This is a genomic window from Brachybacterium sp. AOP3-A1-3 (assembly GCF_052378285.1).
In the GTDB taxonomy this organism is placed as follows: domain Bacteria; phylum Actinomycetota; class Actinomycetes; order Actinomycetales; family Dermabacteraceae; genus Brachybacterium.
Map to the genome: position 1 here is coordinate 104,454 of NZ_JBQSXM010000002.1, position 25,901 is coordinate 130,354.

The following is a 25,901-nucleotide window of genomic DNA, read 5'->3' on the forward strand; positions in this document are numbered from 1 at the left end:
TGCGGTGCAGGGCTCCTGCACGTTCCGAGCGGTGGGCGAGGCGCCGGGCACGACAGACACGACGGATACGGCGAGCCCTGCGGGCATGGTCTCGCATGGTGACCGATGTGACCGCATGGCGGACGGCGTCGTAGTCTTTCCCTGGCTCCCTCGTCGGCTATTCCGGGGAGTCGCCACCCGACCCGGAGGTACATCCCGTGACGCGTCCCGTCGTGCTCTTCGCCGAAGAACTCTCGCCCGCAACTATCGAGGTCTTCGGCAACGACGCCGATGTCCGCCATGTCGACGGCACCGATCGTGCCGCTCTGCTCTCCGCCGTCGGCGAGGCCGACGCGATCCTGGTGCGCTCCGCGACCCAGGTCGACGCCGAGGTCTTCGCGGCCTCGAAGCGACTCAAGGTCGTCGCCCGTGCCGGCGTGGGCCTGGACAACGTGGACGTGCCCTCTGCCACCGCCGCCGGCGTGATGGTCATCAACGCCCCCACCTCGAACATCACCTCGGCCGCCGAGCTCGCGGTGACGCTGGTCCTCGCCTCGCTGCGGAACCTCGCTCGCGCGGACGCCTCGGTGAAGGACGGTCGCTGGGAGCGCAAGCGGCTCACCGGTGTCGAGCTGCTCGGCAAGACAGTCGGCGTGGTCGGCTTCGGCCGCATCGGCCAGCTGGTCGCCGAGCGCCTGCGCCCCTTCGGCGTCAACCTCCTGGCCTATGACCCCTACGTCAACCACGCCCGGGCCGCCGAGCTCAGCGCCCGCGTGGTCGAGCTCGACGAGCTCATGCGCGAGGCCGACATCGTCACCGTGCACATGCCCAAGACCCCGGAGACCACGGGCCTGATCGGTGCCGAGCAGTTCGAGATCGCCAAGCCGAACCTGCACATCGTCAACGCCGCCCGCGGCGGGCTGATCGACGAGGATGCCCTCTACGAGGCGCTCAGCAGCGGGCGGATCGCCGGCGCCGGCCTGGACGTCTACACCTCCGAGCCCCCCGCGAAGTCCGACACCGCGAAGCGTCTGCTCGAGCTCGACAACATCACCTTGACCCCGCACCTCGGCGCCTCGACCGCGGAAGCCCAGGAGAAGGCGGGCATCGCGGTCGCCCGTTCCGTGCGCCTGGCGCTGGCCGGCGAGCTCGTCCCGGATGCCGTGAACGTCGCCGGCGGAGCGATCGATGATCTGGTGCGCCCCGGCGTCGCCCTCGCCGACCGCCTCGGCCAGCTCTTCACCGCCCTCGCCGGCGAGATGCCCGAGCTGCTCGACATCGAGGTCCACGGCGAGATCGGATCGCGCGATGTCACCGCCCTCAAGCTCTCCGCGCTGCGCGGGCTCTTCCGCAGCGTGGTCACCGAGCAGGTCAGCTACGTCAACGCGCCGGTCCTCGCCGAGGAGCGCGGCATCACCGTGCAGCTGGTGACCGACGAATCCGCCGAGCGCTTCCGCAACGTCGTCACCCTGCGCGGCACGCTGCGCAGCGGCGAGGTCGTCTCCGTCTCCGGCACCCTGAGCGGTGTCGAGCAGGAGCACAAGCTCACCGAGGTCGCCGGCCACGCCCTGGAGGTCCCGCTGAGCGACCACCTGCTGATCATCCGCTACGAGGACGGCCCGGGCCTGATCGGCCAGTACGGAATCCGCCTCGGCGAGGCCGGCGTGAACATCGCCGGGATGCAGGTATCCCGCGCCGGCAACGTGCGCGGTGCCGAGGCCCTCGTGGTCCTGGACCTCGACGAGTCCGTCGACCGCGACTTCGCCGAGGAGCTCGGCGCGAGCATCGGCGCGCACTCGATCCACGCCGTCGACCTCGTCTACTGATCTCTCCTCGCCACCGACTGCAGAACCGGAGCATCTCCATGAGCACCCTCAGCGCACCCGACTCGTCGTCCGTCCTCAAGCTCGCCGTCATCGAAGGTGACGGCATCGGCAAGGAGGTCGTCCCCCAGGGCCTGCGCGCCCTGCGGGCGGCGCTCGAACCCGCCGGGGTCACCGTCGAGACCACGGACTTCGACCTCGGGGCGGGTCGCTGGCACCGCACGGGGGAGACCCTGACCGATGAGGACATGGACTCTCTCGCCGAGCACGACGCCATCCTGCTCGGTGCGGTGGGCGACCCCGACGTGCCCTCCGGCGTGCTCGAGCGCGGCCTGCTCCTGAAGCTCCGCTTCGGCTTCGACCACTACGTCAACCTGCGCCCCACCAAGCTGCTGCCCGGGGTGGCCTCACCGCTCAAGGATCCCGGCGACATGGACTTCCTCGTGGTCCGTGAGGGCACCGAGGGTCCGTACGTGGGCAATGGCGGCTCGATGCGCACGGGGACCCCGCTGGAGGTCGCGACGGAGGTCTCGCTGAACACCGCCGTCGGCGTCGAGCGCTTGGTGCGCTATGCCTTCGAGCAGGCCGAGGCACGCCGGAAGAAGCTCACCCTCGTGCACAAGCACAACGTGCTGGTCCATGCCGGTCACCTGTGGCGCCGCATCGTCGAGGAGGTCGGGGCGGAGCATCCTGACGTCGCCGTGGACTACGCGCATGTCGATGCCGCGATGATCTACCTCGCGACCGATCCGGGCCGCTTCGACGTGATCGTCACCGACAACCTCTTCGGGGACATCGTCACCGACCTGGCCGCTGCCGTGGGCGGCGGCATCGGGCTCGCCGCGAGCGGCAACCTGAACCCGACCGGTGCCTACCCCTCCATGTTCGAGCCCGTCCACGGCTCCGCGCCGGACATCGCCGGGCAGAACCTGGCGGACCCCACGGCCACCGTGCTCTCGGTCGCCCTGCTCCTGGACCACCTCGGCCACGTCGAGCCCGCCGCGGCCGTGCGCGCCGCCGTGGAGACGGACCTCGCGTCCCGCTCGGAGTCCGAGGAGCTCGCCCGCCGGGGCACCACGGAGATCGGCGACGCCCTGGTCGCCGCGATCTCCGGTCGCTGACACACTGACCCTGACCCCATCTGCTCGGAGGAGAACCTCATGACCGCGCTCGTCTTCACCCAGACCGACCGGACTCGTCGCATCGGCGACGAGGAGCGCGCCCGGATCCTCGCCGACCCCGGTTTCGGCCAGCACTACACCGACTTCATGGCGCATGCGACGTGGCGGCTGGACGAGGGGTGGGGCGGGGCCGAGGTCATCCCCTTCGGGCCGCTGACGATGTCGCCCGCTTCCGCGGTGCTGCACTATGGGCAGGAGATCTTCGAGGGTCTCAAGGCGTTCCGTCACGCCGACGGCTCGGTGTGGACCTTCCGGCCTGAACGCAACGCCGAGCGCCTGCAGCGCTCCGCACGCCGCCTCGCGCTTCCCGAGCTGCCGGTCGAGGACTTCCTCGCCTCCCTCCGAGCCGCGGTCGCGGCCGACGAGCACTGGGTGCCCGAGGCGACCAGTGAGGAGTCCCTGTACCTGCGCCCCTTCATGTTCGCGAGCGAGGAGTTCCTCGGCGTGCGGGCCTCCCATGTGGTCGAGTACTACGTGATCTCCTCCCCGGCCGGCCCGTACTTCCCCCGCGGCGTGCAGCCGCTGGTCGTGTGGATCACGGACGAGTACGCCCGGGCGGGTGCCGGTGGCACGGGCGCCGCCAAGTGCGGCGGCAACTACGCCTCGTCTCTGCTCGGCAAGGATGAGGCGGCCCAGCACGGGGCCGACGAAGTGCTCTTCCTGGACTCGGAGACCCACACCAGCGTCGATGAGCTCTCCGGCATGAACATCTTCGCGATCACGGCGGACGGCCGCATCCTCACCCCGGCGCTGACGGGCTCGATCCTCGAGGGCGTCACCAGGGAGTCGATCCTGCAGCTGGCGCGTGATCGAGGGCTCGAGCCCGTCGAGCAGCGTCTTGTGATGAGCGAGCTGCTCGACCAGGTCGCCTCTGGGGAGATCACCGAGATGTTCGCCTGCGGAACGGCCGCGGTCATCAACCCGATCGGCGAGTTCCGGGCCCACGGCGGCACCTGGACCGTTGCCGACGGCGGATCCGGTGAGACCACGCTGGCCCTCCGTCAGGAACTGACCGACATCCAGTACGGGCGGATCCCGGACCGTCACGGCTGGCTCACCCGACTTGTCTGAGGCGACGATGAGCACCCCCAGCATCCCCAGCACCCCGCACGCCGCGCCGGATCAGACGGTCCTGCCGATTCCGGCGTTCCATGTCTACGACACCACTCTGCGCGACGGTTCCCAGCAGGAGGGCCTGACCCTCTCGGTGGCCGACAAGCTGGCGGTCGCCCGACTGCTCGATGAGCTCGGGGTGACCTATATCGAGGGCGGCTGGCCGGGCGCCGTCCCGCGCGACACCGAGTTCTTCGCCCGTGCGGCGGGCGAGCTCACGTTGGGCACGGCACGGCTGGCGGCCTTCGGGGCCACCCGCAAGGCGGGCGTCGCAGTGGCGGAGGACGCTCAGGTCGCCGCCCTCGTCGACTCCGGGGCACCCACGATCACCCTGGTCGCGAAGTCCGATCTGCGGCATGTCCACGGCGCCCTGCGGACCACGGGCGAGGAGAACCTCGCCATGGTGCGCGACACCGTCGGCCACCTGGTGGGGCTCGGACGCGAGGTCTTCGTCGACGCCGAGCACTTCTTCGACGGCTTCCTCGACGACGCGGAGTACACGACCTCCGTGGTCGTGGCCGCCTATGAGGCCGGTGCCGAGGTCGTCGTGCTGTGCGATACCAACGGCGGGATGCTCCCGCACCAGATCACCGAGATCATCGAGGATCTCCGTGTCCGCCTGTCCGCGGCCGGTCAGGCCGAGGGACGCCTGGGCGTGCACACCCACAACGACTCCGGCTGCGCGGTCGCGAACGCCCTGACCTCGGTACGGGCCGGCATCACCCACATCCAGGGCTGCGTGAACGGATACGGCGAGCGCACCGGCAACGCCGATCTGCTGACCCTGGTCGCGGACCTGCAGCTGAAGATGGGGATGAGCCTGATCCCGGAGGGGGTGTTCACCGAGACCACGCGCATCGCCCACGCGATCGGAGAGATCGTGAACATGCCGGTCGCTCCGCGCGCCCCGTACGTCGGCGCGAGCGCCTTCGCCCACAAGGCCGGCCTGCACGCGAGCGCGATACGGGTGAATCCCGATCTCTACCAGCACATCGATCCGCGCGAGGTCGGCAACGACATGCGCATGATCATCTCCGACATGGCGGGCCGGGCCTCGATCGAGCTCAAGGGCCGCGAGCTCGGCTTCGACCTCGCCGGCGATCCGGACCTCCTGTCGCAGCTGGCCACGACCGTGAAGCAGCGCGAGGCGGTCGGCTACTCCTACGAGGCGGCCGACGCCTCCTTCGAGCTGCTGCTGCTGGACCAGCTCGGCCAGGCCCCCGCCTACGTGCAGGTCGAGTCCTGGAGAGCGACCTCCCAGCAGGGACGGGACGGCATCCTCGAGACCGAGGCGACCGTGAAGCTCGTGGACGCGCTCCACGGGCAGGGGGAGCGGAAGGTCGCCATCGCCGAGGGCAACGGCCCGGTCAATGCGCTCGACCTCGCGCTGCGTGCAGCGCTGCGGGAGCGGTTCCCGATGGTCGACGAGTTCGAGCTGCAGGACTTCAAGGTCCGGATCCTCGACTCCCACCATGGGACCGATGCGACCACCCGTGTGCTCGTGCGAACGGCGGGCAGAGGCCTGGAGTTCCAGACCGTCGGCGTCGGCCCGAACATCATCGAGGCCACCTGGGAGGCGGTCTTCGACGCCTACATGTACGGGCTCTACAAGTCGGACGTCTGATCGACAGATACACCTCGTCGACCACCGTGGGACGGGTTAGCCTGAGGCAATGACGACCTACGTGCTCACAGCCATCGGAGACGACCGCCCCGGCCTCGTCGCCGCCCTTGCCGCCGCCGTGGACGAGAACGGCGGGAACTGGGTCGACAGCCAGCTGGCCCTCCTCGCCGGGAAGTTCGCCGGCATCGTCCAGGTCGACGTCCCCGCTGGGAATGTCGGGGCTTTCCTCGAGGCGCTCCCGGTCCTGGCCGAGGAGGTCGGTCTGGACGTCGAGGCGAACGTCGCGGGAGCCGACGTCGGCTCGCAGACGGGGGAGTCCCTGCGGCTGCACCTGCTCGGGCAGGACCGCACCGGGATGGTCCGGGAGGTGACCTCGGCCCTCACCTCGCAGGGGGCGACGATCGACGGCCTGCGCAGCTGGACCCGCGAGGCACCCGAGGGCGGCGGCATGCTGTTCGAGGCGGAGGCCGAGCTGCGCCTCGCCGTCGGCGCCGACGACGACGGGATCCGCGACGCGCTCGAGCAGATCGCCGCAGAGCTCATGGTGGACCTGGAGCTCGACGCGACCGACTGATCCCGCGGACGGGCTCGACGCCGTCACGACCGCGGGATCCCCTGTGGTGGGCCCCCGGGTTTGATAGGTTCCCGCGCATGCATCGCATCCTCCTGGTCCGACACGGTGACGCCGCCGGTGATGACTCCGTCGATCCTGCCCTGAGCGGGACGGGCCGCGCGCGCGACCGCTGGCACTGGCTGCACGAGACGCCTGCCGATGCCTGGCTCCGCCTCCCAGTTGCGAATGCGGACCTGACCGACCTGCGACGTCGTCCGAGCGGCGAGTGGGCGGTGCACTCGATGAGCGACGTCTGTCATCTCGTCGGCCTGGCCGGAGAGAGCTCATGACGGTGCGCAGATCTCAGGATCCTTCCGCTCAGGAGCACGATGAGAACGCCTCCTCGGCGGCGGAGCACTGGACCCCGCAGCGGCGCGAGGCGGCGATCCCGGCCCGCCGGGAGCGTGCCCTGCCCAGGGAATCTCCGTCCACGGACGAGACGGACGAAGCCGACGAGACGGACGCGGGCGACGCGTACCGGGAGCCCGGAACACGCGGGCGCACCTGCGACGACAGTGCGACGGGTCGGACATCGGACCAGATCACCGGCAAGTGACCGCGTGGTCACCAATGTTGCGGAAACGCCATGTGAAGGGGGTCACAGCATTTAGGGTGGCGACGCGGCCTCGTGGAGGCCGTCCGTTTCCCCTCCGAAAGGACCCCCACGGTGTTCCATCCCCAGGACGTCCATGACTCTCCTCCCACGCTCGCCGCGCGCCTCGGTCGCTGCACCCGCACGGCAGGAGGACTCGCTTTCTCGACAGCGCTTCTGCTGGGAGGAGCGGGCCTCGCCGCCGCGGACCCGGTGGGCGGTGACGACTTGGAGACCACACGCATCACGGAGTCCTCCCAGGACGATGCGACGAACTATTGGACTGCCGATCGGATGGAAGCCGCGACTCCCGCCGACGAGCTGATCGAGGGGAGCGACGACCCGGACGGTCAGGTCGAATCGTCCGCGACGGTCACGATCCCTTCGGTCGAGGGAGCCGCACGACCTGACGCGGCTGCGCAGGAGCAGACTGCGGCTGCGGACGGCGAGCAGGCCGCCGCAGCCGTGGGCACCGACCACGTCGGCAAGGTGTTCTTCACCGTCGGCGGCCAGGACTATGTGTGCTCGGGCAACTCCGTCGCCTCAGCCAACGGCTCGACGGTCTCGACGGCCGGGCACTGTGTGAACGACGCCGGCGCCTGGGCGGGCAACTGGGTCTTCGCACCCGGCTACGACCACGGCGAGACTCCCCACGGCCTGTGGAGCGCCTCGGACCTCTTCGCCACCGACCAGTGGGTATCCGGCGAGGACATGAACTACGACATCGCTTTCGCCGTCGTGGAGCCGGAGAGCGGAACCGCAGTCCTCGGTGACATGGTGGGCGGATCCGGACTGGAGTTCAACACCGCGCGCGGGGCCCTGTACACCTCGTTCGGCTACCCGGCCGCAGCACCCTTCGACGGGGAGTCGCTCGAGCAGTGCCAGGACACGGGGTCGGACGACACCTTGGGTGGCACCGACGACCAGGCCATCGACTGCGATATGACCGGCGGGTCCTCCGGTGGCCCCTGGTTCGCGGGGGATGGGCCGTCGGGTCCTCAGATCTCGGTGAACAGCTTCGGGTACACCTCGCAGGCCGGTGTCATGTACGGCCCGTACCTCGGCGACGTCGCCGAGCAGGTCTACCAGGAGGCTGCGGCCTCCTGACCTGTCCTTCGCACGGGACCATCCCGGTCTCGGCGAGGCAGAGGCGACAGGTGCGAGACCGGCGTCCGAGCGGTACGCCGGTCTCGTGCCCGTCTCATGCCCGTCCCGTCGTCGTCCGCGGCGGCAACCGGAGGTCGGTGCCGGGAACGTCGCGAGGCGGACGTGGACTGTTGTGAATCGTGGCACACACGTACTATGTGTTGTGTCGGCACCTCCGCCGCCTCGTTTCCGCCCTCCGAAAGGTCGTCATCGTGCGCCACGTTCAGGACGTCCACGCCAAGAATTCTTCAGCAGTCTCCTGGAAGTCGCGGTGCTTCCGGCTGGTCGGTGGCGCCGCTCTGGCAGGAGCCCTCACCGTTGCAGGCATCGGTCTCTCCTCCACCCTCGTGACGAGTTCGCAGGGCATCCAGGGCAATCCCCAGGCGATCCAGGGGAACCCGCAGTTCTCCCGGCTGATCCAGGGCAACCCGCAGGCCATTCAGGGCAACCCGCAGGCGATCCAGGGCAACCCGCAGGCGATCCAGGGCAACCCGCAGGCGATCCAGGGCAACCCGCAGGCGATCCAGGGCAACCCGCAGGCCATTCAGGGCAACCCGCAGGCGATCCAGGGCAACCCGCAGGCCATTCAGGGCAACCCGCAGGCGATCCAGGGCAACCCCCAGGGCATCCAGGGCAACCCGCAGGCTCTCTGAGCGCGACGTCACCCTCGAAGGGGCCGGTACTCGATGAGTACCGGCCCCTTCGCCGTCCGTGACCTGTGCGCGGTCCCACTCATGTGGGGTGGTCAGGCTGCGTTGCCCACCGTCACCGCTCAGCGGTCGGCGATGTCTCCGACGTGGGTGATGGCGAGCACCGGCTCCCCGGCCTCGTCGGTCGCCTCAAGATCGAGTTCCGCCTCGATCGCCCAGTCGTGGTTGCGGTCGGGGTCGTCCAGCACCTGACGGATCCGCCAGAGCTTCGACTCCTCGGTGATCTGCAGCAGCTGGGGCGAACGGGCCGCTCCATCGATGCCCACGTGATCGTAGGTGTCGTAATAGGCATCCATCGCCTCGGACCAGCGCTGACGATCCCAGCCCTGCTCGCCGTCGAGCTCGGCGAGCCGCTGCTCCCGCTCGAAGGCGAAATGCTCGACCCGCTGCCACATGGCGGCGCGGATCATCGTGCGCAGCACCTTGGTCTGGGAGGATAGTCCGCGTGGCGAGGTGGGACGCAGCTCGCTGGCGGCGTCCTCCTCGGCGTCCTCGGGATGCGAGAGCGCCTCCCACTCGTCCAGCAGGGAGGAGTCGATGCCGCGCACGAGCACACCGAGCCACTCGATGAGGTCCTCGAGCTCCTCCGTGCGGAGGTCCTGGGGGAGCGTGCGGCGCATCGCCTGGTAGGCATCGGAGAGATAGCGCAGCACGATGCCCTCGGAACGCTGCAGGCCGTACCGCTGGACGAACTCGCTGAAGGTCTGGCCGGTCTCATGGATCTCGCGCACCACGGACTTGGGGGAGAGGTCGTCGACCCGCACCCAGGGACGGGTCCTCGCATAGATCTCCAGGGCCGCCTCGAGGTCCGCCTCCAGCGGCTTCGGCCAGGTGACCTCGTCCAGCTGGGCCATGCGCTCGGTGTACTCGACGCCGTCGGCCTTCAGCTCGGCGAGCAGTTCTCCCTTGGCGGAGTTCTGCTGCGCCAACAGGATCTGACGGGGATCCTCGAGGATCGCCTCGATGATCGAGACGGTGTCCAGCGTGAGGCTCTCCGACTCCTCGTCGAGGGAATCGATCATCGCGATCGCGAAGGGCGCCAGCGGCTGGTTCATGGTGAAGTCCAGCTGGAGGTCCTCGACCAGGGCGATGCGTCGGCCCAGATGATCGGGCTCGTCGAGCATCTCGATGATCTCGGCATCGCGCAGCCCGCGCAGCAGCTCGACCGCGTCCTTGACGAGCTTCAGCTTCTGCGAGCGGGTCTGATGGCTGGTCATGATCAGATGACGGCCCGAGGCGATCGCATCGCCGGGGCGGGAGATGAGGGCGAGCGCCATGCCGGCCGTGATCTTCAGATGCGGTCGTAGCGCCTCCGGGGAGTTCTCGACGAGCTTGGTCAGGTTCGCCTCGGACCACGAGATCGCGCCTTCGGGGATCCGGGGCTTGGGCTCCTTCTTGCGCTTCTTCGCATTGTTGGAGACCTTGCCGGCCTCCTCGCGGGCCCGCACCTTGGCACGCTCGCGCTCGAACTCGATGGTCCAGGTGGGTGCCTGCACGACGACATGACCGATCGTGTCGTAGCCGGCGCGACCGGCTCGTCCGGCGATCTGGTGGAACTCGCGGGTGTTGAGCAGGCGCATCCGCTTGCCGTCGAACTTCGCCAACCCCGTCAGCAGCACGGTGCGGATCGGCACGTTGATGCCGACTCCGAGCGTGTCGGTGCCGCAGATGATCTTCAGCAGCCCGGACTGGGCGAGCTTCTCGACCAGACGGCGGTACTTCGGGAGCATCCCGGCGTGATGGACGCCGATGCCCTCGCGCACGAGCTTGGACAGGATCTGACCGAAGCCCCTGGAGAACCGGAAGTCTCCGATGATCTCTCGGATCTGCTCCTTCTCGTCCGGCGAGAGCACCTTCTCGCCGAGGAGCGCCTGGGCCTGGTCGAGAGCATCCTTCTGCGTGAAATGCACGATGTAGACGGGGGCATCGCGGTCCTGGAGGATCGTGGAGATCGTGTCCGGCAGCGGCTCGAGGGACCACCGGAAGTCCAGCGGCACCGGGCGCGGGGCATCGTCGATGACGGTGACGTCGCGGTCGGTACGCTCCTCGAGATCCTCGGTGAAGCGGGAGACGTCGCCGAGCGTCGCGCTCATCAGCACGAACTGGCAGTCGGGGAGCTCCACCAGGGGCACCTGCCAGGCCCAGCCGCGCTGGGGATCTCCGTAGTAGTGGAACTCGTCCATCACCGCGAGGCCGACGTCGCTGCCCGGGCCGTCGCGCAGGGCGTGATTGGCGAAGATCTCGGCGGTGCACACGATGACGGGCGCATCGTGGTTGACGCTGGAATCTCCGGTCATCATGCCCACGTTCTCGGCACCGAACTGCGCCACGAGATCGAAGAACTTCTCGCTCACCAGCGCCTTGATGGGGGCTGTGTAGTACGAGCGCTCCCCACGGGCCATCGCGGCGAAGAGCGCCGCATACGCGATCGTGGTCTTGCCCGAGCCGGTCGGGGTCGCGGCGATCACGTGGTCGCCGGCGGCGATCGCCAGCAGCGCCTCCTCCTGGTGCGGGTACAGCGTGCGCCCCACGGACTCCTGGGCGTCCATGAACCCGTCGACGATCGCGTCCTGTCCGGCATCGGAGCGGTTCGCGGGCAGGAACGGTGTCAGGATCGGCATGGCCCCAGTCTGCCAGGGAGCCCGGACAGCTCCGAACCCTTCGCGCAGGGCACAGCTCACGCGAACTCGGTGATCAGGCGGTCGTCGGGGGCAGCTGCTCCAGGATCCGTGCGCGCAGCGCGTCGGCCTGCTCGGCGAGGGCCCGCTGGCGACGCACGTACTCGGCCTTGCCGGCGGCATTCTCGATCGGCACCACGCCATAGCCCAGCGGGCGCACGTCGTAGGGGCTCGCCTCCATGTCCAGCACCCTGGTCGCCCGAGCATGCTCGAAGCAGTCCAGCACGAGGTCCGACGGCAGCAGCGGCGTGAGCTTCATGGCCCACTTGTAGAGGTCCATCCCCACGTGGAGGCAGGCCGGGTTGTCGAGCTCGACCTGCGTGGCGCGGGTGGGCTGGAGGGTGTTCTGCGGCGCGGAGGTGGGGGTGAAGAACCGGAAGGCGTCGATGTGCGAGCACACGAGGTTCTCCCGTTCCACGACCTGATCGGTCTCGGCCGGGGAGAGGCGCAGCGGGAGATCCTCATGGCGCTGCGCTCCGTCGGGCACCCGGTGCACCATCGCCCATTCGTGCAGTCCGAAGCACCCGAACTGCGGCCGACGCCGCGCGAGCGAGGAGGAGGAGAGCAGCCGCGTGATGAAGGCGAGGGCATCGGCGCGGTCCGTGAGATAGCGCGCGACATCGGCGCGCCGCTGGGGGCCTCGCGTCGAGGCGTGATCTGCCGGGGAGTCCACGTACCAGGAGCGGTTCGCGGCCTCGTCGACGTCGGCGATCACCGGATCCCCGTGCTCGTCATGGTCGGCGGAGGGGTCGTAGGCCACGTCCCACCCCGGATGCCAGCGTCGCAGCTTCGCGGGCGAGAAGGGGTAATACGTGAACAGGAAGTCCTCGACCGGGTGCTTCTGGCCGGCCTGCTTGCGCTCGCGGTGCGCGGCCGTGAGGGCATCCGCCCGACGTTCGTGGGCCAGGCGAGCTTCCCGCGCCTGGGCTACGGAGAGGAACCGGGCGGGCGCGGCGACGGATGGTGTGCTCTGCGCCCGCTGCGTGCTCATCTCGTGCGCCCCTGTTCGTCGTTCCTGAATCGTCGTCCCCGTCGTCCCCGTCGTCCCCGGCGTCCCATTCGGCCCATGCGGTCCGCGCGGTTCGTACGGCCCATGCGGTCCCTTCGACCCCCGTGGGCGAGGACGTCGCAGTCCGACCGTTCCACGCCTCATCGGCGTCGGTCCGATCCATCGTACGAGCTCGTGCCATCCGTTCCTCCCCAGCGTGCCTGTGTCCACACCGCCGCCCTTCCTCGGACATGACGGTGCTCCTCTCCCTACGGTGAGGTCACGAGGGGTCGCGACGGACCGCGACCGGTGAGGAGCATCAGGGATGGCCAGCATCGACTACGACTGCGCGAGCTGCGGGGCGCACCAGGACGGCACGGACGGCTCGGCGGAGAACCCGTGGCCCGTGCTCGGCTTCCGCCGCCCTGACCCCTACCTGGAGCTCGATACCCATTCCCGGAGATTCCACGCCCGGGCGACGAATGACCTGTGCCTCATCGATCGGGCTCGCGGTGCTGACTGCTTCCTGCGGGCAACCCTCCCGATCCCGATCACGGGGGAGGAGGCCGCACTCGAATACGGACCATGGGTCCAGATCAGCGGGGTCTGCTACGACGACTACGTCGAGAACTACGAGGATCCCGACCATCGTGAGGACTATGCGGGGCAGCTGGCCACAGCGATCCCGGGGTACTCCGGCACGCTCTCCGTCCGGGTGCAGGTCTGCACGCGCGGCAGACAGCGCCCGCTGCTCGTGCCGGACTCGACCTTCGGGCATCCGCTGGTGCGCGACTTCTACGAGGGGATCGCGCGCACGGAGGCCGAGCTGCGCATCCGGTCGATGTTGCTGCCGGCGGCGGACCTGTGACCGTGCGTCGGGCCCCGACCCACGAGCCGCTGGACACGAGCCGCTGGCCGCGATCAGGCGGCCGGCCCGGGATGCCCGGCTCAGGCGTCGTCGAACGCCGAGGTCTGCGGTTCTGGGGTCTCCGCGAGGAGCTCCCGTACCCGGGGGATGACCTTCGTGCCGTACAGCTCGATGGACTCCATGAGCTGCTCATGGGGCATCGGGCCGTTGGAATACTTCAGATCGAAGCGGTCCACGCCGAGCGTACGGATCGTGTCGGCGATCTTCGTCGCGACCGTCTCGACCCCGCCGGCGTAGAGGGCGCCATGCTGCATCTCCGCCTCGAACTCCGCGATGCCCGACGGCCCCCAGCCCCGCTCACGGCCGATCTGATTGCGGTTGTGGATCCAATGTGGGGCGAGCTGATCACAGGCGGTCCGGTCGTCGACGGCGATGTGACCGGGGGAGTGCACGCCGACGGGCAGCCGGTCGTGGCCGAGCTTCTCGGTGGCCTCATGGAACAGGCTCACGTACGGCGTGAAGCGATGGGCGGGACCTCCGATGATCGCCAGCATCAGGGGGAACCGGTAGCGGGCTGCGCGCACCACCGAGTTCGGGCTGCCGCCGACCGCCACCCAGGTGGGCAGGGCTCGTTCCATGCGAGGGTGCACCGACTGCTGCGTCAACGGCGGCCGGATGCTGCCCGACCACGTGATGGGCTCCCGTGTCAGCGCCTCGCTGAGCAGGTCGAGCTTCTCCTCGAACAGGGTCTCGTAGTCCTGCATGGCGAAGCCGAACAGGGGGAAGGACTCCGTGAACGAGCCTCGCCCCACCGTCAGCTCCGCGCGGCCGTTCGACAGCGCGTCCAGCGTGGAGAAGCGTTCGATGACACGGATCGGATCGTCCGAGCTCAGCACGATCACCGCGGTGCCCAGCGTGATCTGCTCAGTGCGGGTCGCGAGGCCGGCCAGGACTGTATCCGGAGCGCTCACGGCGAAGTCCGGGCGATGGTGCTCCCCGATCGAGAAGTGGTCGATGCCCACCCGGTCGGCGAGCTCTCCCTGCGCGATGACGTCGCGGATCACCTGCGCGGGTGGGACCGGTGATCCCTCGAGATCGACGGTGACGTCACCGAAGGTGTCCAGTCCGAAGGTCACAGTGTGCGGGTCGAGGGTCATGGGGTCAGAACTCCTGAGTCGCCCGGCGGAGAGCCTCCGCCGATATGATTGATGATTCAAGCATAGGTGCGCCTCGGGCTCGCGTCCAGGGCTGTGCGGGTGGGTGCTCCTGCAGATCGCCGCATCTGCCCGAGAGTGCGCATCCATCTGCCGATGCTGGTCGGAGGTCGATGGGGAGCTCTCCCCATCGACGCTCGACCGTCTGAGTGGAAAGGTGCGGGACACCAAGGACGCCCCGCCATCGGTCACCCGACCGACGGGCAGGCGCTGACCCAGGAGTTCACCATGTCGGCCAACCGCCTTCGTCCGATCGTTCGCCCCCTCGCCGTTGCCGCCCTGGCGACCTTCGCGCTCGCCGGGTGCGGATTGCTCGGTCCGGGCTCAGTGCCTGCCGAGGATGTTGCGACGCAGATCTCCGACAAGCTCGAGGCTCAAGTGGGCCAGGCGCCCGACGAGGTCTCGTGCCCTGAGGACCTGCCCGCCGAGGAAGGGGCCGAGATGACCTGCGTGCTCGTTGCGGATGGCCAGTCCATCGACGTCACCGTCTCTGTCAGCTCTGTCGAGGACGACACCGTGAACTTCGACATCCAGGTCGCCGACGAGGTCAACTGACTTCCTCACCGACCTCTCGGGACCCACGTCGGGCTCACCTCGGGAGAGGTGGGCCCGACGTCTTAGACTGGGTGCCATGCGCATTGCTCGATTCACCACCGGCGAAGATCCCATGTACGGCATCGTCCAGGAGAAGGACGGCCAGGAGATGGTCTACGGCCTCACCGGCGATCCCCTGTACACCGATATCCGCCCCACCGGGAAGGTCCTCCCTCTTGAGGACGTCCGCCTGCTCGCCCCCGTCATCCCCCGCTCGAAGGTGGTGTGCGTCGGCCGCAACTATGCGGCCCATGCCGCCGAGCTCGGCAACGAGGTGCCCGAGCAGGCTCTGTTCTTCCTCAAGCCGAACACCACCGTCGTCGGCCCCGGCGATCCCGTCGTGATCCCGGCCTACAGCCAGGAGGTCAGCCTCGAGGCGGAGCTCGCCGTGGTGATCAAGCGGATGGCCAAGGACGTCGCCGCCGAGGACGTCGCCGACGTGATCCTCGGCTACACCTGCGCCAACGATCTCACCGCCCGGGATTCCCAGCGCGCCGAGGACCAGTGGTTCCGCGCGAAGGCCTTCGACACCTCCTGCCCGATCGGCCCCTGGATCGAGACCGATCTCGAGGCATCCTCCGTCGCGATCTCCTCGAGCGTCGACGGCGAGATCGCCCAGGACGGCTCCACCGCCGACATGATCCGTTCCGTCGCCGACCTGATCGCCGAGATCTCCAGCGTCGTGACCCTGCTGCCCGGCGACCTGATCCTCACCGGCACCCCGGCCGGCGTGCGGACCGTCGACGCCGGCTCCACGATCGACATCACGATCGAGGGGATCGGCACGCTGTCCAACCCCGTCGTGCGCCGTTGATCCCTCGACCGTCCACACCCACCCCTTCGCACCTCCAGGAGCACTCCGCGTGACCAGCACCCCGGCCCAGACCTCAGCACCGACCGATGAGGTCCGGGTGCGCTTCTGCCCCAGCCCCACCGGCACGCCGCACGTGGGCATGGTGCGCACAGCCCTGTTCAACTGGGCGCATGCCCGCCATCACGGCGGAAAGCTCATCTTCCGCATCGAGGACACCGACGCCGCCCGTGACAGCGAGGAGTCCTACCACCAGCTGCTCGACGCCATGCGCTGGCTCGGCATCGACTGGGATGAGGGTGTCGAGGTCGGCGGGCCCGACGGTCCCTACCGTCAGTCCCAGCGCGCGGACATCTATCAGGACGTCATCGCGAAGCTGAAGGACGCCGGGCACATCTATGAGTCGTTCTCGACCGCTGAGGAGATCGTCGAGCGTCACCGCGCCGCGGGCCGTGACCCCCAGCTCGGATACGACGGCTACGACCGCGATCTGACCGCGGAGCAGAAGGCCGCCTTCCGCGCCGAGGGCCGCCTGCCCACCTGGCGCCTGCGCATGCCCGACACGGACCTCTCCTTCACGGACCTCGTGCGCGGCGAGATCACCTTCAAGTCCGGCACCACCCCGGACTTCGTCGTGGTGCGCGCCAACGGGCAGCCCCTGTACACGCTCGTGAACCCCGTCGACGATGCCCTCATGCGCATCACCCATGTGCTGCGCGGCGAGGACATCCTCTCCTCGACGCCCCGTCAGATCGCCCTGTACCGAGCGCTCATCGAGATCGGCGTCGCCGAGCGCGTCCCCGAGTTCGGCCACCTGCCGTACGTCATGGGGGAGGGGAACAAGAAGCTCTCCAAGCGCGACCCGGAGTCCAATCTGTTCCTCTATCGCGAGCAGGGATTCCTGCCCGAGGGCATGGTCAACTACCTCGCCCTGCTGGGCTGGGGCTACAGCGCCGACGAAGACATCTTCAGCCGCGAGCAGATGGTCGAGCGCTTCGACGCCTCGGACGTGAACCCGAACCCGGCGCGCGTGGACATCAAGAAGGCCACCGCGATCAACGCGGACCACATCCGTCTGCTCCCCGAGGCGGACCTCGCGGAGCGCCTGGTGCCGTACCTGCAGCAGGGAGGCATCCTCGGCGAGTCCGTCACTGAGGAGCAGCGCGCGCTGGTCGCCGCGGCAACTCCTCTGGTCCAGACCCGTATGAACCTGCTCGGCGAGGCGCCTGATCTGCTGGGCTTCCTGTTCACCGCGGATGAGGACCTCGAGGTGCAGCCGGACGCCCTCAAGAAGCTCGGCGACGACCCCGTGGGAGTGCTCGAGCGGGCCATCCGGGAGCTCGACGCCGTTCCCGAGGACGGCTTCACCGCCGCGGCTCTCGAGCCGGCCCTGCGCGAGGCGATCGTCGAGGACATGGGCATCAAGCCGCGGCTGGCCTTCGGGCCCTTGCGCAGTGCCATCTCCGGCCGACGGATCTCGCCGCCGCTGTTCGAGTCCATGGAGCTGCTCGGGAAGGCGTCGAGCCGTGCCCGGCTGAGCGCCCTGCGCGATCGGCTCGCGGCGGAGGCCTGACCTGTCCGGGCGCTGTGAGGCGGCGTGCTCAGCCTCACAGCGCCCAGAGGCCTTCTCGCTTTGTCTTGTCGGGAAGAACCCGGTAGAGTCTTACCTCGGTACGGCATGGAAGTTCGGCCCGGAAAGACCTCGGAAGCCACCGAGGATCAGACCAGGACGAGACGAGAAAAACGTACTGTCACCATGGGGTATGGTGTAATTGGCAACACAGCGGTTTCTGGTACCGTCGTTCTAGGTTCGAGTCCTGGTACCCCAGCGCTTCACGGCTTTTCAGCCGTGCGGTCCGCGCCCCGTTCGTCTAGCGGCCTAGGACGTCGCCCTCTCACGGCGGTAACACCGGTTCAAATCCGGTACGGGGTACGACGCGAGATCTTCGGATTACGCGCAGGCCCCGTTCGTCTAGCGGCCTAGGACGTCGCCCTCTCACGGCGGTAACACCGGTTCAAATCCGGTACGGGGTACGGACAGGAGTCGATGCCAAGCGCATCGGCTCCTTTTCTGTTGTCCGGAGACTTTCCGCATCGCCTTCTCTCAATGCCTTCCGGCGTCGGCCGTCGATCCTGGCCGTCTGTCTGATTTCTGGAAAGTGCCCACCCGGCGGGGTATCGTATCGATATGACCCACGTCACTCCCTCGTCGTCCCGGCCGAAGATCACCGTGGGTGTCTTCGACGCCGATGAATCCGATCTCGCGGTGAGATGGGCCGCCCGGCATGCGGATCGTGTCGGCGGCGTGCTGCACCTGGTGCACGCCTTCGTGTGGACCGAGCTGGACGTGAACACCGATCCGATCCCGGGGATGACCGGCTCGGGCATTCGCAACGCGGCGCACGGACTCATCGAGGACGCGCTGGCGATCGCGCGGGAGGAGCGCCCGGATCTGCCGATCACCTCCGAGATCGTCGACGGCAACGCCGTCCCGGTGCTCGTCGAGGCGAGTGCCGACTCCGACCTCGTCGTCGTCGGCGGGCGGGGGATGGGTCGGCTCCTGACGCTGATCGTGGGATCCAAGAGCCTCGCCCTGGCCGCACGGTCGCACTGCCCCGTCGTGGTGGTGAGGGGACATGTCGATGGTGATGGGCCCATCGGTCTCGTGCATCACGAGAACGCCACGGAGGTCGTGACCCGCGCGGCGGACCTCGCCGCCGCATACGGGAGGGACATCCATCTCGTGGTGCGCGCCGAGACCACGCCCGAGCAGGCGCAGGAGATCCTCGCAGGCACCAGTCAGCGCATCGCTCTGTCCCACCCGGGGGTGTACGTGAGCGACGTGACGATCGCCGCGGGGGCGAGCGCCCGGCAGCTCGTGGAGGCCAGCGAGGGAGCGAGCATCATGGTGGTCGCGGGGGAGCGGACCCATGGGCCGGACAAGCCGCTCGCCGCCCCTCGGCAGCTGGTCACGGTGCTGCGCTTCGCGAACATCCCGGTCTGGATCGAACGCGACTGACGCCACTGACGCGACTGACGCGATTGAGTCGTCGTCGTCCCGGCCCGCGTGGTGCGCTGAGGCTCACGCGCCGGCGCGGCGCAGCAGCTCGGTGAGGTGGTTCGCGGAGCTCATCACGGAGGCCGCGTGGAGTCGACCCGGCTGGCGGGTGATGCGCTCGATCGGCCCGGAGATGCTCAGGGCGGCGACCACACGGCCGTTGGGTCCGCGCACGGGGGCGGAGACCGAGCCGACGCCCGGCTCGCGCTCCCCGATGGACTGGGCCCATCCGCGACGGCGCACCGCCGAGAGCTGCGTGGCGGTGAACCGTGCGCCGAGCAGACCGCGATGCAGACGGTCCGGCTCCTCCCAGGCGAGCAGGATCTGCGCGGCGGACCCGGCCTTCATGGTGAGCGCCGCACCCAGCGGGACGGAGTCCCGCAGGCCGATCGGTCGCTCCGCCGCGGCGACGCAGATGCGATGGTCGCCCTGGCGGCGGTAGAGCTGTGCGGACTCGCTGGTGTGATCCCGCAGGGCGGCCAGCACCGGCCCCGCGGCGGCGAGGAGGCGATCCTCCCCGGCGGCGGCGGCCAGCTCGCCCAGGCGCGGTCCCAGGATGAAGCGTCCCTGCATGTCGCGTGAGACCAGATGGTGGTACTCCAGCGCGACAGCCAGGCGGTGGGCGGTGGGTCGTGCCAGGCCGGTCGACTGCACCAGCTGGGCGAGCGTTGCGGGGCCTGCCTCCAGGGCGCCGAGCACGACAGCCGCCTTGTCGAGCACGCCGACGCCGCTGCCGTTCTCCTCCGAGATCTTGTCCATGCTCCGATACTGCCGTCTTATTGGGTGAGACGCAAGTGCGTCGGGCCGAGGACCCGCACACGATGGGTCGTGCGCTCGCACCCTGGGCGCGTTCCAGCATGCAGACACGCGTCCACACGACGGGCGCAGGGAAGGATCGACATGGCGGGGACCCTCGCAGAGAAGGTCTGGGCGGACCACGTTGTCCGTCGCGGAGAGAACGGCGAACCGGACCTGCTGTACATCGATCTCCAGCTCCTGCACGAGGTGACCAGCCCGCAGGCGTTCGACGGTCTCCGTCAGGAGGGCCGTGCGCTGCGTCGCCTCGACCAGCAGATCGCGACCGAGGACCACAACACGCCCACGATCGACATCGAGAAGCCGATCGCGGACATCACCTCGCGCACCCAGATCGACACCCTGCGCCGCAACGCCGAGGAGTTCGGCGTGCGGATCCACAGCCTCGGCGATCTCGACCAGGGCATCGTGCATGTCGTCGGCCCGCAGCTGGGGCTGACCATGCCGGGCATCACCGTGGTCTGCGGCGACTCGCACACCTCGACCCACGGCGCCTTCGGGGCACTCGCCTTCGGCATCGGCACCAGCGAGGTCGAGCATGTGCTCGCCACCCAGACGCTCCCGCTGAACCCGTTCAAGACCATGGCCATCACCGTGGACGGAACGCTCAGGCCCGGCGTCACCGCGAAGGACATCATCCTCGCGGTGATCGCGAAGATCGGCACCGGCGGCGGCGCCGGCTATGTGCTCGAGTACCGCGGCGAGGCGATCCGGAAGCTCTCCATGGAGGGCCGGATGACGATCTGCAACATGTCGATCGAGGCGGGCGCCCGCGCCGGGATGATCGCGCCGGACGAGATCACCTTCGAGTACGTCCAGGGCCGTCCCCACGCCCCGCGCGGCGCGGACTGGGACGCGGCCGTCGAGTACTGGCGGACCCTGCGCAGCGACGACGACGCCGCCTTCGACGCCGAGGTGCACATCGACGCCGATGAGCTGGAGCCCTTCGTCACCTGGGGCACCAACCCCGGCCAGGGTCTGCCGCTGTCGGCGTCGGTCCCCGCGCCCGAGGACTTCACGGACGACAACGCTCGCGTGGCCGCCGAGAACGCGCTGGAGTACATGGACCTCGTGCCCGGGACGCCGCTGAAGGACGTCCGGGTGGACACGGTGTTCATGGGCTCGTGCACCAATGGCCGCATCGAGGACCTGCGGGCCTTCGCCTCCGTGCTGGAGGGTCGTCAGAAGGATCCCGACGTCCGCGTGCTGGTCGTACCCGGCTCGGCGCGGGTGCGCATCCAGGCGGAGCAGGAGGGCCTGGACCAGATCTTCCTCGATTTCGGCGCCGAATGGCGTCAGGCCGGCTGCTCGATGTGCCTGGGCATGAATCCGGACCAGCTCGCACCGGGCGAGCGCGCGGCCTCCACCTCCAACCGCAACTTCGAGGGTCGGCAGGGCAAGGGCGGGCGCACCCATCTGGTGTCCCCGGTCGTCGCCGCCGCCACCGCGGTGCGCGGAACGCTGTCCTCCCCGTCGGACCTGGGCGCCCCGACCGCCCCGTCCGACCTCCAGCCCGTCGCCTGATCAGGAGCATCGTCATGGAAGCCTTCACCACCCATACCGGCATCGGGGTCCCGCTGCGTCGCAGCAATGTCGACACCGACCAGATCATCCCCGCCGTCTACCTCAAGCGGGTCACCAAGACCGGGTTCGACGACGGGCTGTTCAACGCCTGGCGCACGAACGATCCCGACTTCGTGCTCAACCGCCCCGCCTACAAGAACGGTTCCGTGCTGGTCGCGGGCCCCGACTTCGGCACCGGCTCCTCCCGTGAGCACGCCGTGTGGGCTCTGCGCGACTACGGCTTCAAGGCCGTGCTCTCCAGCCGCTTCGCGGACATCTTCCGCGGCAACGCCGGCAAGCAGGGCCTCGTCGCCGGGGTGCTGTCCGAGGATGACCTCGAGCAGCTGTGGAAGATCCTCGAGGAGGCACCCGGGACCGAGGTGACCGTCGACCTCGAGAACCGCCAGGCCCACGCGGGCGAGGCGATCTTCCGCTTCGACATCGACGACTACACCCGCTGGCGCCTCATGGAGGGCCTGGACGACATCGGCCTGACCCTGCGCCACGAACAGGACATCACCGACTTCGAGGCGACGCGCCCCGCCTGGATGCCCAAGACGCTCCCGGCACGCACCGCGGACTCCGTCTGACCCCGAGGATCTGATCCTGCAGGGCCGCTGCGACCTATGACGAGGGTCGCAGTGGCCCTGCAGTCTGCTCCGGTATGGTGACTCGGTCAGACATCGGGCGTCCCGGGCGCCTGCTCAGCGAAGCAAGGACACTATGAGCTCGACATTCCACGTCCGTGGGGGCAGCCCTCTCAACGGTGAGATCACTGTTCGTGGGGCGAAGAACCTGGTCTCCAAGGCCATGGTCGCGGCCCTGCTGGGTGACAAGCCCAGCGTGCTCCATTCCGTCCCGGACATCCGCGACGTGCAGATCGTCTCGCAGCTGCTGTCGATCCACGGCGTGAAGGTCGAACGGGACGTGGTCGGCGGCACGCTGCGCATGGATCCCTCCAACGTCGAGCGCGCGCACGTGGCGGACATCGACGCCCACGCCGGGAGCTCACGGATCCCGATCCTGTTCTGCGGACCTCTGCTGCACCGCCTGGGCGAGGCGATCATCCCCGATCTGGGCGGCTGCCGGATCGGTGACCGGCCGATCAACTACCACCTCGACGTGCTGCGGAACTTCGGCGCCGTCGTGGACAAGCGTGAGATGGGCATCTACATCACGGCCCCGAACGGTCTGCACGGCACCAAGATCCACCTCGAGTACCCCAGCGTCGGGGCGACCGAGCAGGTGCTGCTGACCGCCGTGCGGGCAACGGGCGTCACCGAGCTCACGAATGCGGCCGTCGAACCCGAGATCGAAGATCTCATCGCGGTCCTGCAGAAGATGGGCGCGCTCATCTCCGTGCAGACGGATCGCACCATCACCATCGAGGGCGTCGAGGAGCTGGGCGGCTACGAGCACGTCGCGATCCCTGACCGCATCGAGGCCGCGTCCTGGGCCTGCGCCGCGCTGGTCACGAAGGGGTCGGTCTTCGTGCGCGGCGCCGAGCAGAAGCCGATGGCGACGTTCCTGAACATCTTCCGCAAGGTCGGCGGAGGGATGGACATCACCCGTGACGGCATCCGGTTCTATCACCCCGGCACGCCGCTGCGGGCGATCGCGGTGGAGACCGATGTGCACCCCGGTCTCATGACGGACTGGCAGCAGCCGCTGGTGGTCGCGCTCACCCAGGCCGAGGGCATCTCCATCGTGCACGAGACGGTGTACGAGAACCGTCTGGGCTTCACCTCGGCGCTCAACGACATGGGCGCCCACACCCAGGTGTACCGCGAGTGCCTCGGTGGATCCAGCTGCCGCTTCGGCCGCAGCAACTACAACCACTCCGCCGTGATCTCCGGCCCGAATGCCCTGACGGCCGCGGACATCACCGTCCCGGACCTGCGCGGCGGCTTCTCCTATCTCGTCGCCGCGCTCGGCGCCGAGGGGGTCTCCACCATCCGCGGCATCGACCTCATCGACCGGGGCTACGAGTCCTTCCGTGAGAAGCTCACCGCTCTCGGCGCGGAGTTCTGGGAGAACTGACGTCCCGGGTCGAACCGATGATCCACTGCGAGCTGAGGGAGCACAGCTGATGATGAGCGAGGACGTCTCGGCGGATGCCGAGCTGCACACGGGCGAGAACCCGCTGGCCGCCACGGCCGGGAGCTCGCTGGCGCTGCGTGACATCCCGATCCCCGACTACTGCGATGTGGTCATCGTGCCCACCGGCGGCGTCGACGAGCCCGACCCGCGGGTCTGGGCCGACGCGATCTTCTCGCACGAGAACACGCCGCTGTCGAAGCGGGGGATGCGCGCCCTGCGCGACGAGGCGATCCGCCTGTTCGACATGGTGCCGCCGCCGGAGCGGGAGTACGTGGCCGACGAGGTCGTGGGCTCCGAGGCGCTGATCATCGACGACGACGACAAGATGCACGTCCGGATCGGGGTGGCGCTGCTGCCCGGCGGTCAGCTGCTCCAGGTCACCACCGCGGTGAAGTTCCGCTCGATGCGCGGACGCCTCGCCTTCGCCCCGCGCCGGCTGATGCACGCCGCTGCCGTGAACACGCTCGCCCGTCGGGCGCCGACGACGCTGCGCCGCCGCACCATGGTCGGTGGTTCGTCGATGCGTGCCCTCACCGGGCAGGCCACGCGCAAGGCCCTGGGCCGCACGCCGACCTCCGACCGGTGAGGGTCTCGCCGGCGCGCAGCTGGGATCTGGGCACGTCACGGGCGCCGGCCCGGCGGGCCGGGCTCGTCGTCGGCCTCGCGCAGCTGCCGCTCCGACCGCTGATGAGCCTGCTCGCCCGGCCCCTCTGGAGAGGTGCGGAGAACCTTCCCGCCGAGGGCGCGGCGATCGCCTGCGGCAACCACCTCGGCCCGATCGACGCCTTCCTCTATGGCCAGCTCCTGCAGGCCCACGGCATCGCCCCGCGCTTCCTGGCCAAGGAGGCGATGTTCCGGGTGCCCGCGCTGGGTGCGATGCTGCGCGGGGCCCGGCAGATCCCGGTGCACCGCGGTACCTCCCGGGGCGGTGACGCTCTGGACAGCGCGCGCAAGGCCCTGGGACGGGGCGAGGTGCTCATGATCTTCCCTGAGGGCACCTACTCCCGGGACCCGGAGCTGTGGCCGATGAAGGGGCTCCTGGGTGCGGCACGCCTGGCCCTGGACACGGGTGCCCCGCTGGTTCCCATCGCGAGCTGGGGCGGCCGCAGGCTGTGGCCCGTCGGCTCCCCGTTCCCGCGGCCCGGACCAGGCCGACGCGTGATCATGCTGGTGGGGACGCCGTACGTGGTCGCGCAGCAGGACGACGAGACCCCGCAGACGGCGGCTCGTCGCGTCACCGAGGAGCTGATGGCACGGATCGCCGCTCTGCTCGGAGAGATCCGCGGGGCCGAGCCGCCGAGCGTCCTGCACGACGGCAGGATCGATGGCCACCGTCCCGAGGTCGGCGCTCCGCAGCGGGGCTACCGTGCTGTGAGACAGAAGTGAGACAGAGGCAGCGACGCAGGGACTGCGACGCTGAGAGGAGGCAGGCATGACACGACTGGCCGTTCTCGGTGCCGGCAGCTGGGGCACCACCTTCGCGCAGGTCCTCGCCGACGGGGGCGCCGACGTCACCCTGTGGGCACGCCGCGAGGAGGTCGCCCGGGAGATCCGCGAGGAGCACCGCAACAGCGCCTACCTCGGGGACCGGCTGCTCCCGCAGACCGTGGGCGCGACCTCCTCGGTCCAGGAGGCGTTCGACGGGGCCGACGGGATCGTGCTCGCGGTGCCCGCACAGTCGATGCGCGCGACCCTCGAGTCGTGGCCCGCACTCCCGCCCGTGCCCGTGCTCTCCCTCACCAAGGGGATCGAGCGCGGCACCGATTCCCGGATCAGCCGGATCATCGCCGAGGCCGGGGGAGCGGAGCCGGAGCGGATCGGTGTCCTGTCCGGTCCGAACCTCTCCGGGGAGATCGCCGAGCGCCGCCCCTGCGCGAGCGTCGTCGCCGCCGGGTCCGAGGAGCTGGCCTCCGTGCTCGCGACCTGGTGCGAGGCCCCCTACCTGCGGACCTATACATCGACCGACGTCGTCGGGGTCGAGATCGCCGGCGCCGTGAAGAACGTGATCGCCATCGCGGTGGGCGCCGCGACCGGACTGGGCCACGGCCACAACACCACCGCCAGCCTGATCACCCGCGGGCTCGCGGAGATCACCCGGCTCGGCGTCGCTCTGGGCGGGCGTCGGGACACCTTCGCCGGACTGGCGGGGATGGGCGACCTGGTCGCCACCTGCTCCTCGCCGCTGAGCCGGAACCATCGCCTGGGTCTGGCGCTGGGCCGGGGCCTCGATGTGCGGGCCGCGGCGACCGAGGTGGGGCAGACGGCCGAGGGCGTCGCGACGGCCCGTGCCGTGTCGGAGCTGGCCGCACGGCTCGGTATCGAGATGCCCATCACCGATGCCGTCGTGGATGTCGTCGATCACGATGCGCGGATCGATGAGGTCACCACGGCCCTGCTGGCGCGCGGCGTGCGCCCGGAGTGAATATCCTT

General features: G+C 69.3%; 24 protein-coding genes and 3 tRNA genes. 23 read left to right on the forward strand and 4 right to left on the reverse strand.

Features of this window, described 5'->3' with window-relative positions; genetic code table 11:
- Nucleotides 1-197 precede the first annotated feature (197 nt).
- The 9 genes from serA (at nucleotide 198) to ACT3T5_RS03265 (ending at nucleotide 8,724) form a co-directional block, all read left to right on the forward strand.
- On the forward strand, nucleotides 198-1,805 hold the full coding sequence (gene serA, locus ACT3T5_RS03225; RefSeq protein WP_444593614.1) for a phosphoglycerate dehydrogenase: 1,608 nt from the start codon (nucleotides 198-200) through the stop codon (nucleotides 1,803-1,805).
- Nucleotides 1,806-1,843: 38 nt separating this feature from the next.
- Nucleotides 1,844-2,923, forward strand: coding sequence for a 3-isopropylmalate dehydrogenase (locus ACT3T5_RS03230; RefSeq protein WP_444593615.1), 1,080 nt, complete (start codon nucleotides 1,844-1,846; stop codon nucleotides 2,921-2,923).
- A gap of 39 nt (nucleotides 2,924-2,962) precedes the next feature.
- Nucleotides 2,963-4,054, forward strand: a complete 1,092-nt coding sequence (locus tag ACT3T5_RS03235) for a branched-chain amino acid aminotransferase (protein ID WP_444577691.1) — start codon at nucleotides 2,963-2,965, stop codon at nucleotides 4,052-4,054.
- Between the two features lie 7 nt (nucleotides 4,055-4,061).
- On the forward strand, nucleotides 4,062-5,720 hold the full coding sequence (cimA, locus tag ACT3T5_RS03240; protein ID WP_444577689.1) for a citramalate synthase: 1,659 nt from the start codon (nucleotides 4,062-4,064) through the stop codon (nucleotides 5,718-5,720).
- Nucleotides 5,721-5,769: 49 nt separating this feature from the next.
- On the forward strand, nucleotides 5,770-6,294 hold the full coding sequence (locus tag ACT3T5_RS03245; protein ID WP_444577688.1) for a glycine cleavage system protein R: 525 nt from the start codon (nucleotides 5,770-5,772) through the stop codon (nucleotides 6,292-6,294).
- A 77-nt stretch (nucleotides 6,295-6,371) separates the two neighbouring features.
- On the forward strand, nucleotides 6,372-6,623 hold the full coding sequence (locus tag ACT3T5_RS03250) for a hypothetical protein (RefSeq protein WP_444577686.1): 252 nt from the start codon (nucleotides 6,372-6,374) through the stop codon (nucleotides 6,621-6,623).
- Entirely contained in the window at nucleotides 6,620-6,889 is a 270-nt protein-coding gene (locus ACT3T5_RS03255) for a hypothetical protein (protein ID WP_444577685.1), read from the forward strand. The genes ACT3T5_RS03250 and ACT3T5_RS03255 overlap by 4 nt, the downstream gene beginning before the upstream one ends.
- Before the next feature lie 111 nt (nucleotides 6,890-7,000).
- A complete protein-coding gene (locus ACT3T5_RS03260) occupies nucleotides 7,001-8,032 on the forward strand; it encodes a trypsin-like serine peptidase (protein ID WP_444577683.1) in 1,032 nt (343 codons plus the stop codon).
- Between the two features lie 251 nt (nucleotides 8,033-8,283).
- Entirely contained in the window at nucleotides 8,284-8,724 is a 441-nt protein-coding gene (locus tag ACT3T5_RS03265) for a hypothetical protein (protein WP_444593616.1), read from the forward strand.
- A gap of 119 nt (nucleotides 8,725-8,843) precedes the next feature.
- Here the strand turns inward: ACT3T5_RS03265 and ACT3T5_RS03270 are convergent, their stop codons facing one another.
- Together ACT3T5_RS03270 and ACT3T5_RS03275 are read right to left on the reverse strand one after the other, a co-directional pair.
- The gene (locus ACT3T5_RS03270) at nucleotides 8,844-11,402 is read right to left on the reverse strand and encodes a DEAD/DEAH box helicase (RefSeq protein WP_444577681.1); all 2,559 of its coding nucleotides are present in this window, start codon (nucleotides 11,400-11,402) and stop codon (nucleotides 8,844-8,846) included.
- A gap of 73 nt (nucleotides 11,403-11,475) precedes the next feature.
- The gene (locus ACT3T5_RS03275) at nucleotides 11,476-12,450 is read right to left on the reverse strand and encodes a 3-methyladenine DNA glycosylase (RefSeq protein ID WP_444577679.1); all 975 of its coding nucleotides are present in this window, start codon (nucleotides 12,448-12,450) and stop codon (nucleotides 11,476-11,478) included.
- A gap of 322 nt (nucleotides 12,451-12,772) precedes the next feature.
- On the opposite strand from ACT3T5_RS03275, the gene ACT3T5_RS03280 reads away from it, so the two are divergent.
- Nucleotides 12,773-13,315, forward strand: coding sequence for a DUF2199 domain-containing protein (locus ACT3T5_RS03280; protein WP_444577677.1), 543 nt, complete (start codon nucleotides 12,773-12,775; stop codon nucleotides 13,313-13,315).
- Between the two features lie 80 nt (nucleotides 13,316-13,395).
- Here the strand turns inward: ACT3T5_RS03280 and ACT3T5_RS03285 are convergent, their stop codons facing one another.
- Nucleotides 13,396-14,472, reverse strand: coding sequence for an LLM class flavin-dependent oxidoreductase (locus ACT3T5_RS03285; RefSeq protein WP_444577676.1), 1,077 nt, complete (start codon nucleotides 14,470-14,472; stop codon nucleotides 13,396-13,398).
- Between the two features lie 285 nt (nucleotides 14,473-14,757).
- Here ACT3T5_RS03285 and ACT3T5_RS03290 point away from each other — a divergent pair, with 285 nt between their 5' ends.
- The 7 genes from ACT3T5_RS03290 (at nucleotide 14,758) to ACT3T5_RS03320 (ending at nucleotide 18,953) form a co-directional block, all read left to right on the forward strand.
- On the forward strand, nucleotides 14,758-15,084 hold the full coding sequence (locus ACT3T5_RS03290) for a DUF4333 domain-containing protein (RefSeq protein ID WP_444577675.1): 327 nt from the start codon (nucleotides 14,758-14,760) through the stop codon (nucleotides 15,082-15,084).
- A gap of 76 nt (nucleotides 15,085-15,160) precedes the next feature.
- A complete protein-coding gene (locus tag ACT3T5_RS03295) occupies nucleotides 15,161-15,937 on the forward strand; it encodes a fumarylacetoacetate hydrolase family protein (protein ID WP_444577674.1) in 777 nt (258 codons plus the stop codon).
- A 49-nt stretch (nucleotides 15,938-15,986) separates the two neighbouring features.
- Complete coding sequence (gltX, locus tag ACT3T5_RS03300; protein ID WP_444577673.1) at nucleotides 15,987-17,507, forward strand: glutamate--tRNA ligase; 1,521 nt, start codon at nucleotides 15,987-15,989, stop codon at nucleotides 17,505-17,507.
- 184 nt (nucleotides 17,508-17,691) lie between these two features.
- Nucleotides 17,692-17,763: transfer RNA gene (locus ACT3T5_RS03305), tRNA-Gln, on the forward strand.
- A 31-nt stretch (nucleotides 17,764-17,794) separates the two neighbouring features.
- A tRNA-Glu gene (locus ACT3T5_RS03310) sits at nucleotides 17,795-17,867 on the forward strand.
- A gap of 28 nt (nucleotides 17,868-17,895) precedes the next feature.
- Nucleotides 17,896-17,968, forward strand: a tRNA-Glu gene (locus ACT3T5_RS03315).
- A gap of 154 nt (nucleotides 17,969-18,122) precedes the next feature.
- A complete protein-coding gene (locus tag ACT3T5_RS03320; protein ID WP_444577672.1) occupies nucleotides 18,123-18,953 on the forward strand; it encodes a universal stress protein in 831 nt (276 codons plus the stop codon).
- Between the two features lie 63 nt (nucleotides 18,954-19,016).
- Here the strand turns inward: ACT3T5_RS03320 and ACT3T5_RS03325 are convergent, their stop codons facing one another.
- Nucleotides 19,017-19,751 (reverse strand): IclR family transcriptional regulator, encoded by a 735-nt coding sequence (locus ACT3T5_RS03325; protein WP_193116011.1) that lies wholly within the window; start codon nucleotides 19,749-19,751, stop codon nucleotides 19,017-19,019.
- Between the two features lie 141 nt (nucleotides 19,752-19,892).
- Here ACT3T5_RS03325 and leuC point away from each other — a divergent pair, with 141 nt between their 5' ends.
- The 6 genes from leuC to ACT3T5_RS03355 all read left to right on the forward strand — a co-directional run bounded on the left by leuC (nucleotide 19,893) and on the right by ACT3T5_RS03355 (nucleotide 25,893).
- Nucleotides 19,893-21,332: a 3-isopropylmalate dehydratase large subunit gene (gene leuC, locus ACT3T5_RS03330; protein WP_444577671.1), complete on the forward strand. Its 1,440-nt coding sequence runs from the start codon at nucleotides 19,893-19,895 to the stop codon at nucleotides 21,330-21,332.
- Between the two features lie 14 nt (nucleotides 21,333-21,346).
- Complete coding sequence (gene leuD / locus ACT3T5_RS03335; protein ID WP_444577669.1) at nucleotides 21,347-21,961, forward strand: 3-isopropylmalate dehydratase small subunit; 615 nt, start codon at nucleotides 21,347-21,349, stop codon at nucleotides 21,959-21,961.
- Nucleotides 21,962-22,094: 133 nt separating this feature from the next.
- The gene (murA, locus tag ACT3T5_RS03340; RefSeq protein WP_444577667.1) at nucleotides 22,095-23,411 is read left to right on the forward strand and encodes a UDP-N-acetylglucosamine 1-carboxyvinyltransferase; all 1,317 of its coding nucleotides are present in this window, start codon (nucleotides 22,095-22,097) and stop codon (nucleotides 23,409-23,411) included.
- A 49-nt stretch (nucleotides 23,412-23,460) separates the two neighbouring features.
- The gene (locus ACT3T5_RS03345) at nucleotides 23,461-24,057 is read left to right on the forward strand and encodes a hypothetical protein (protein WP_444577665.1); all 597 of its coding nucleotides are present in this window, start codon (nucleotides 23,461-23,463) and stop codon (nucleotides 24,055-24,057) included.
- Nucleotides 24,054-24,857, forward strand: a complete 804-nt coding sequence (locus tag ACT3T5_RS03350; protein ID WP_444593617.1) for a lysophospholipid acyltransferase family protein — start codon at nucleotides 24,054-24,056, stop codon at nucleotides 24,855-24,857. Before ACT3T5_RS03345 ends, ACT3T5_RS03350 begins: the two co-directional genes overlap by 4 nt.
- 46 nt (nucleotides 24,858-24,903) lie before the next feature.
- Nucleotides 24,904-25,893 (forward strand): NAD(P)H-dependent glycerol-3-phosphate dehydrogenase, encoded by a 990-nt coding sequence (locus ACT3T5_RS03355; protein WP_444593618.1) that lies wholly within the window; start codon nucleotides 24,904-24,906, stop codon nucleotides 25,891-25,893.
- The last annotated feature ends 8 nt before the right edge of the window (nucleotides 25,894-25,901 follow it).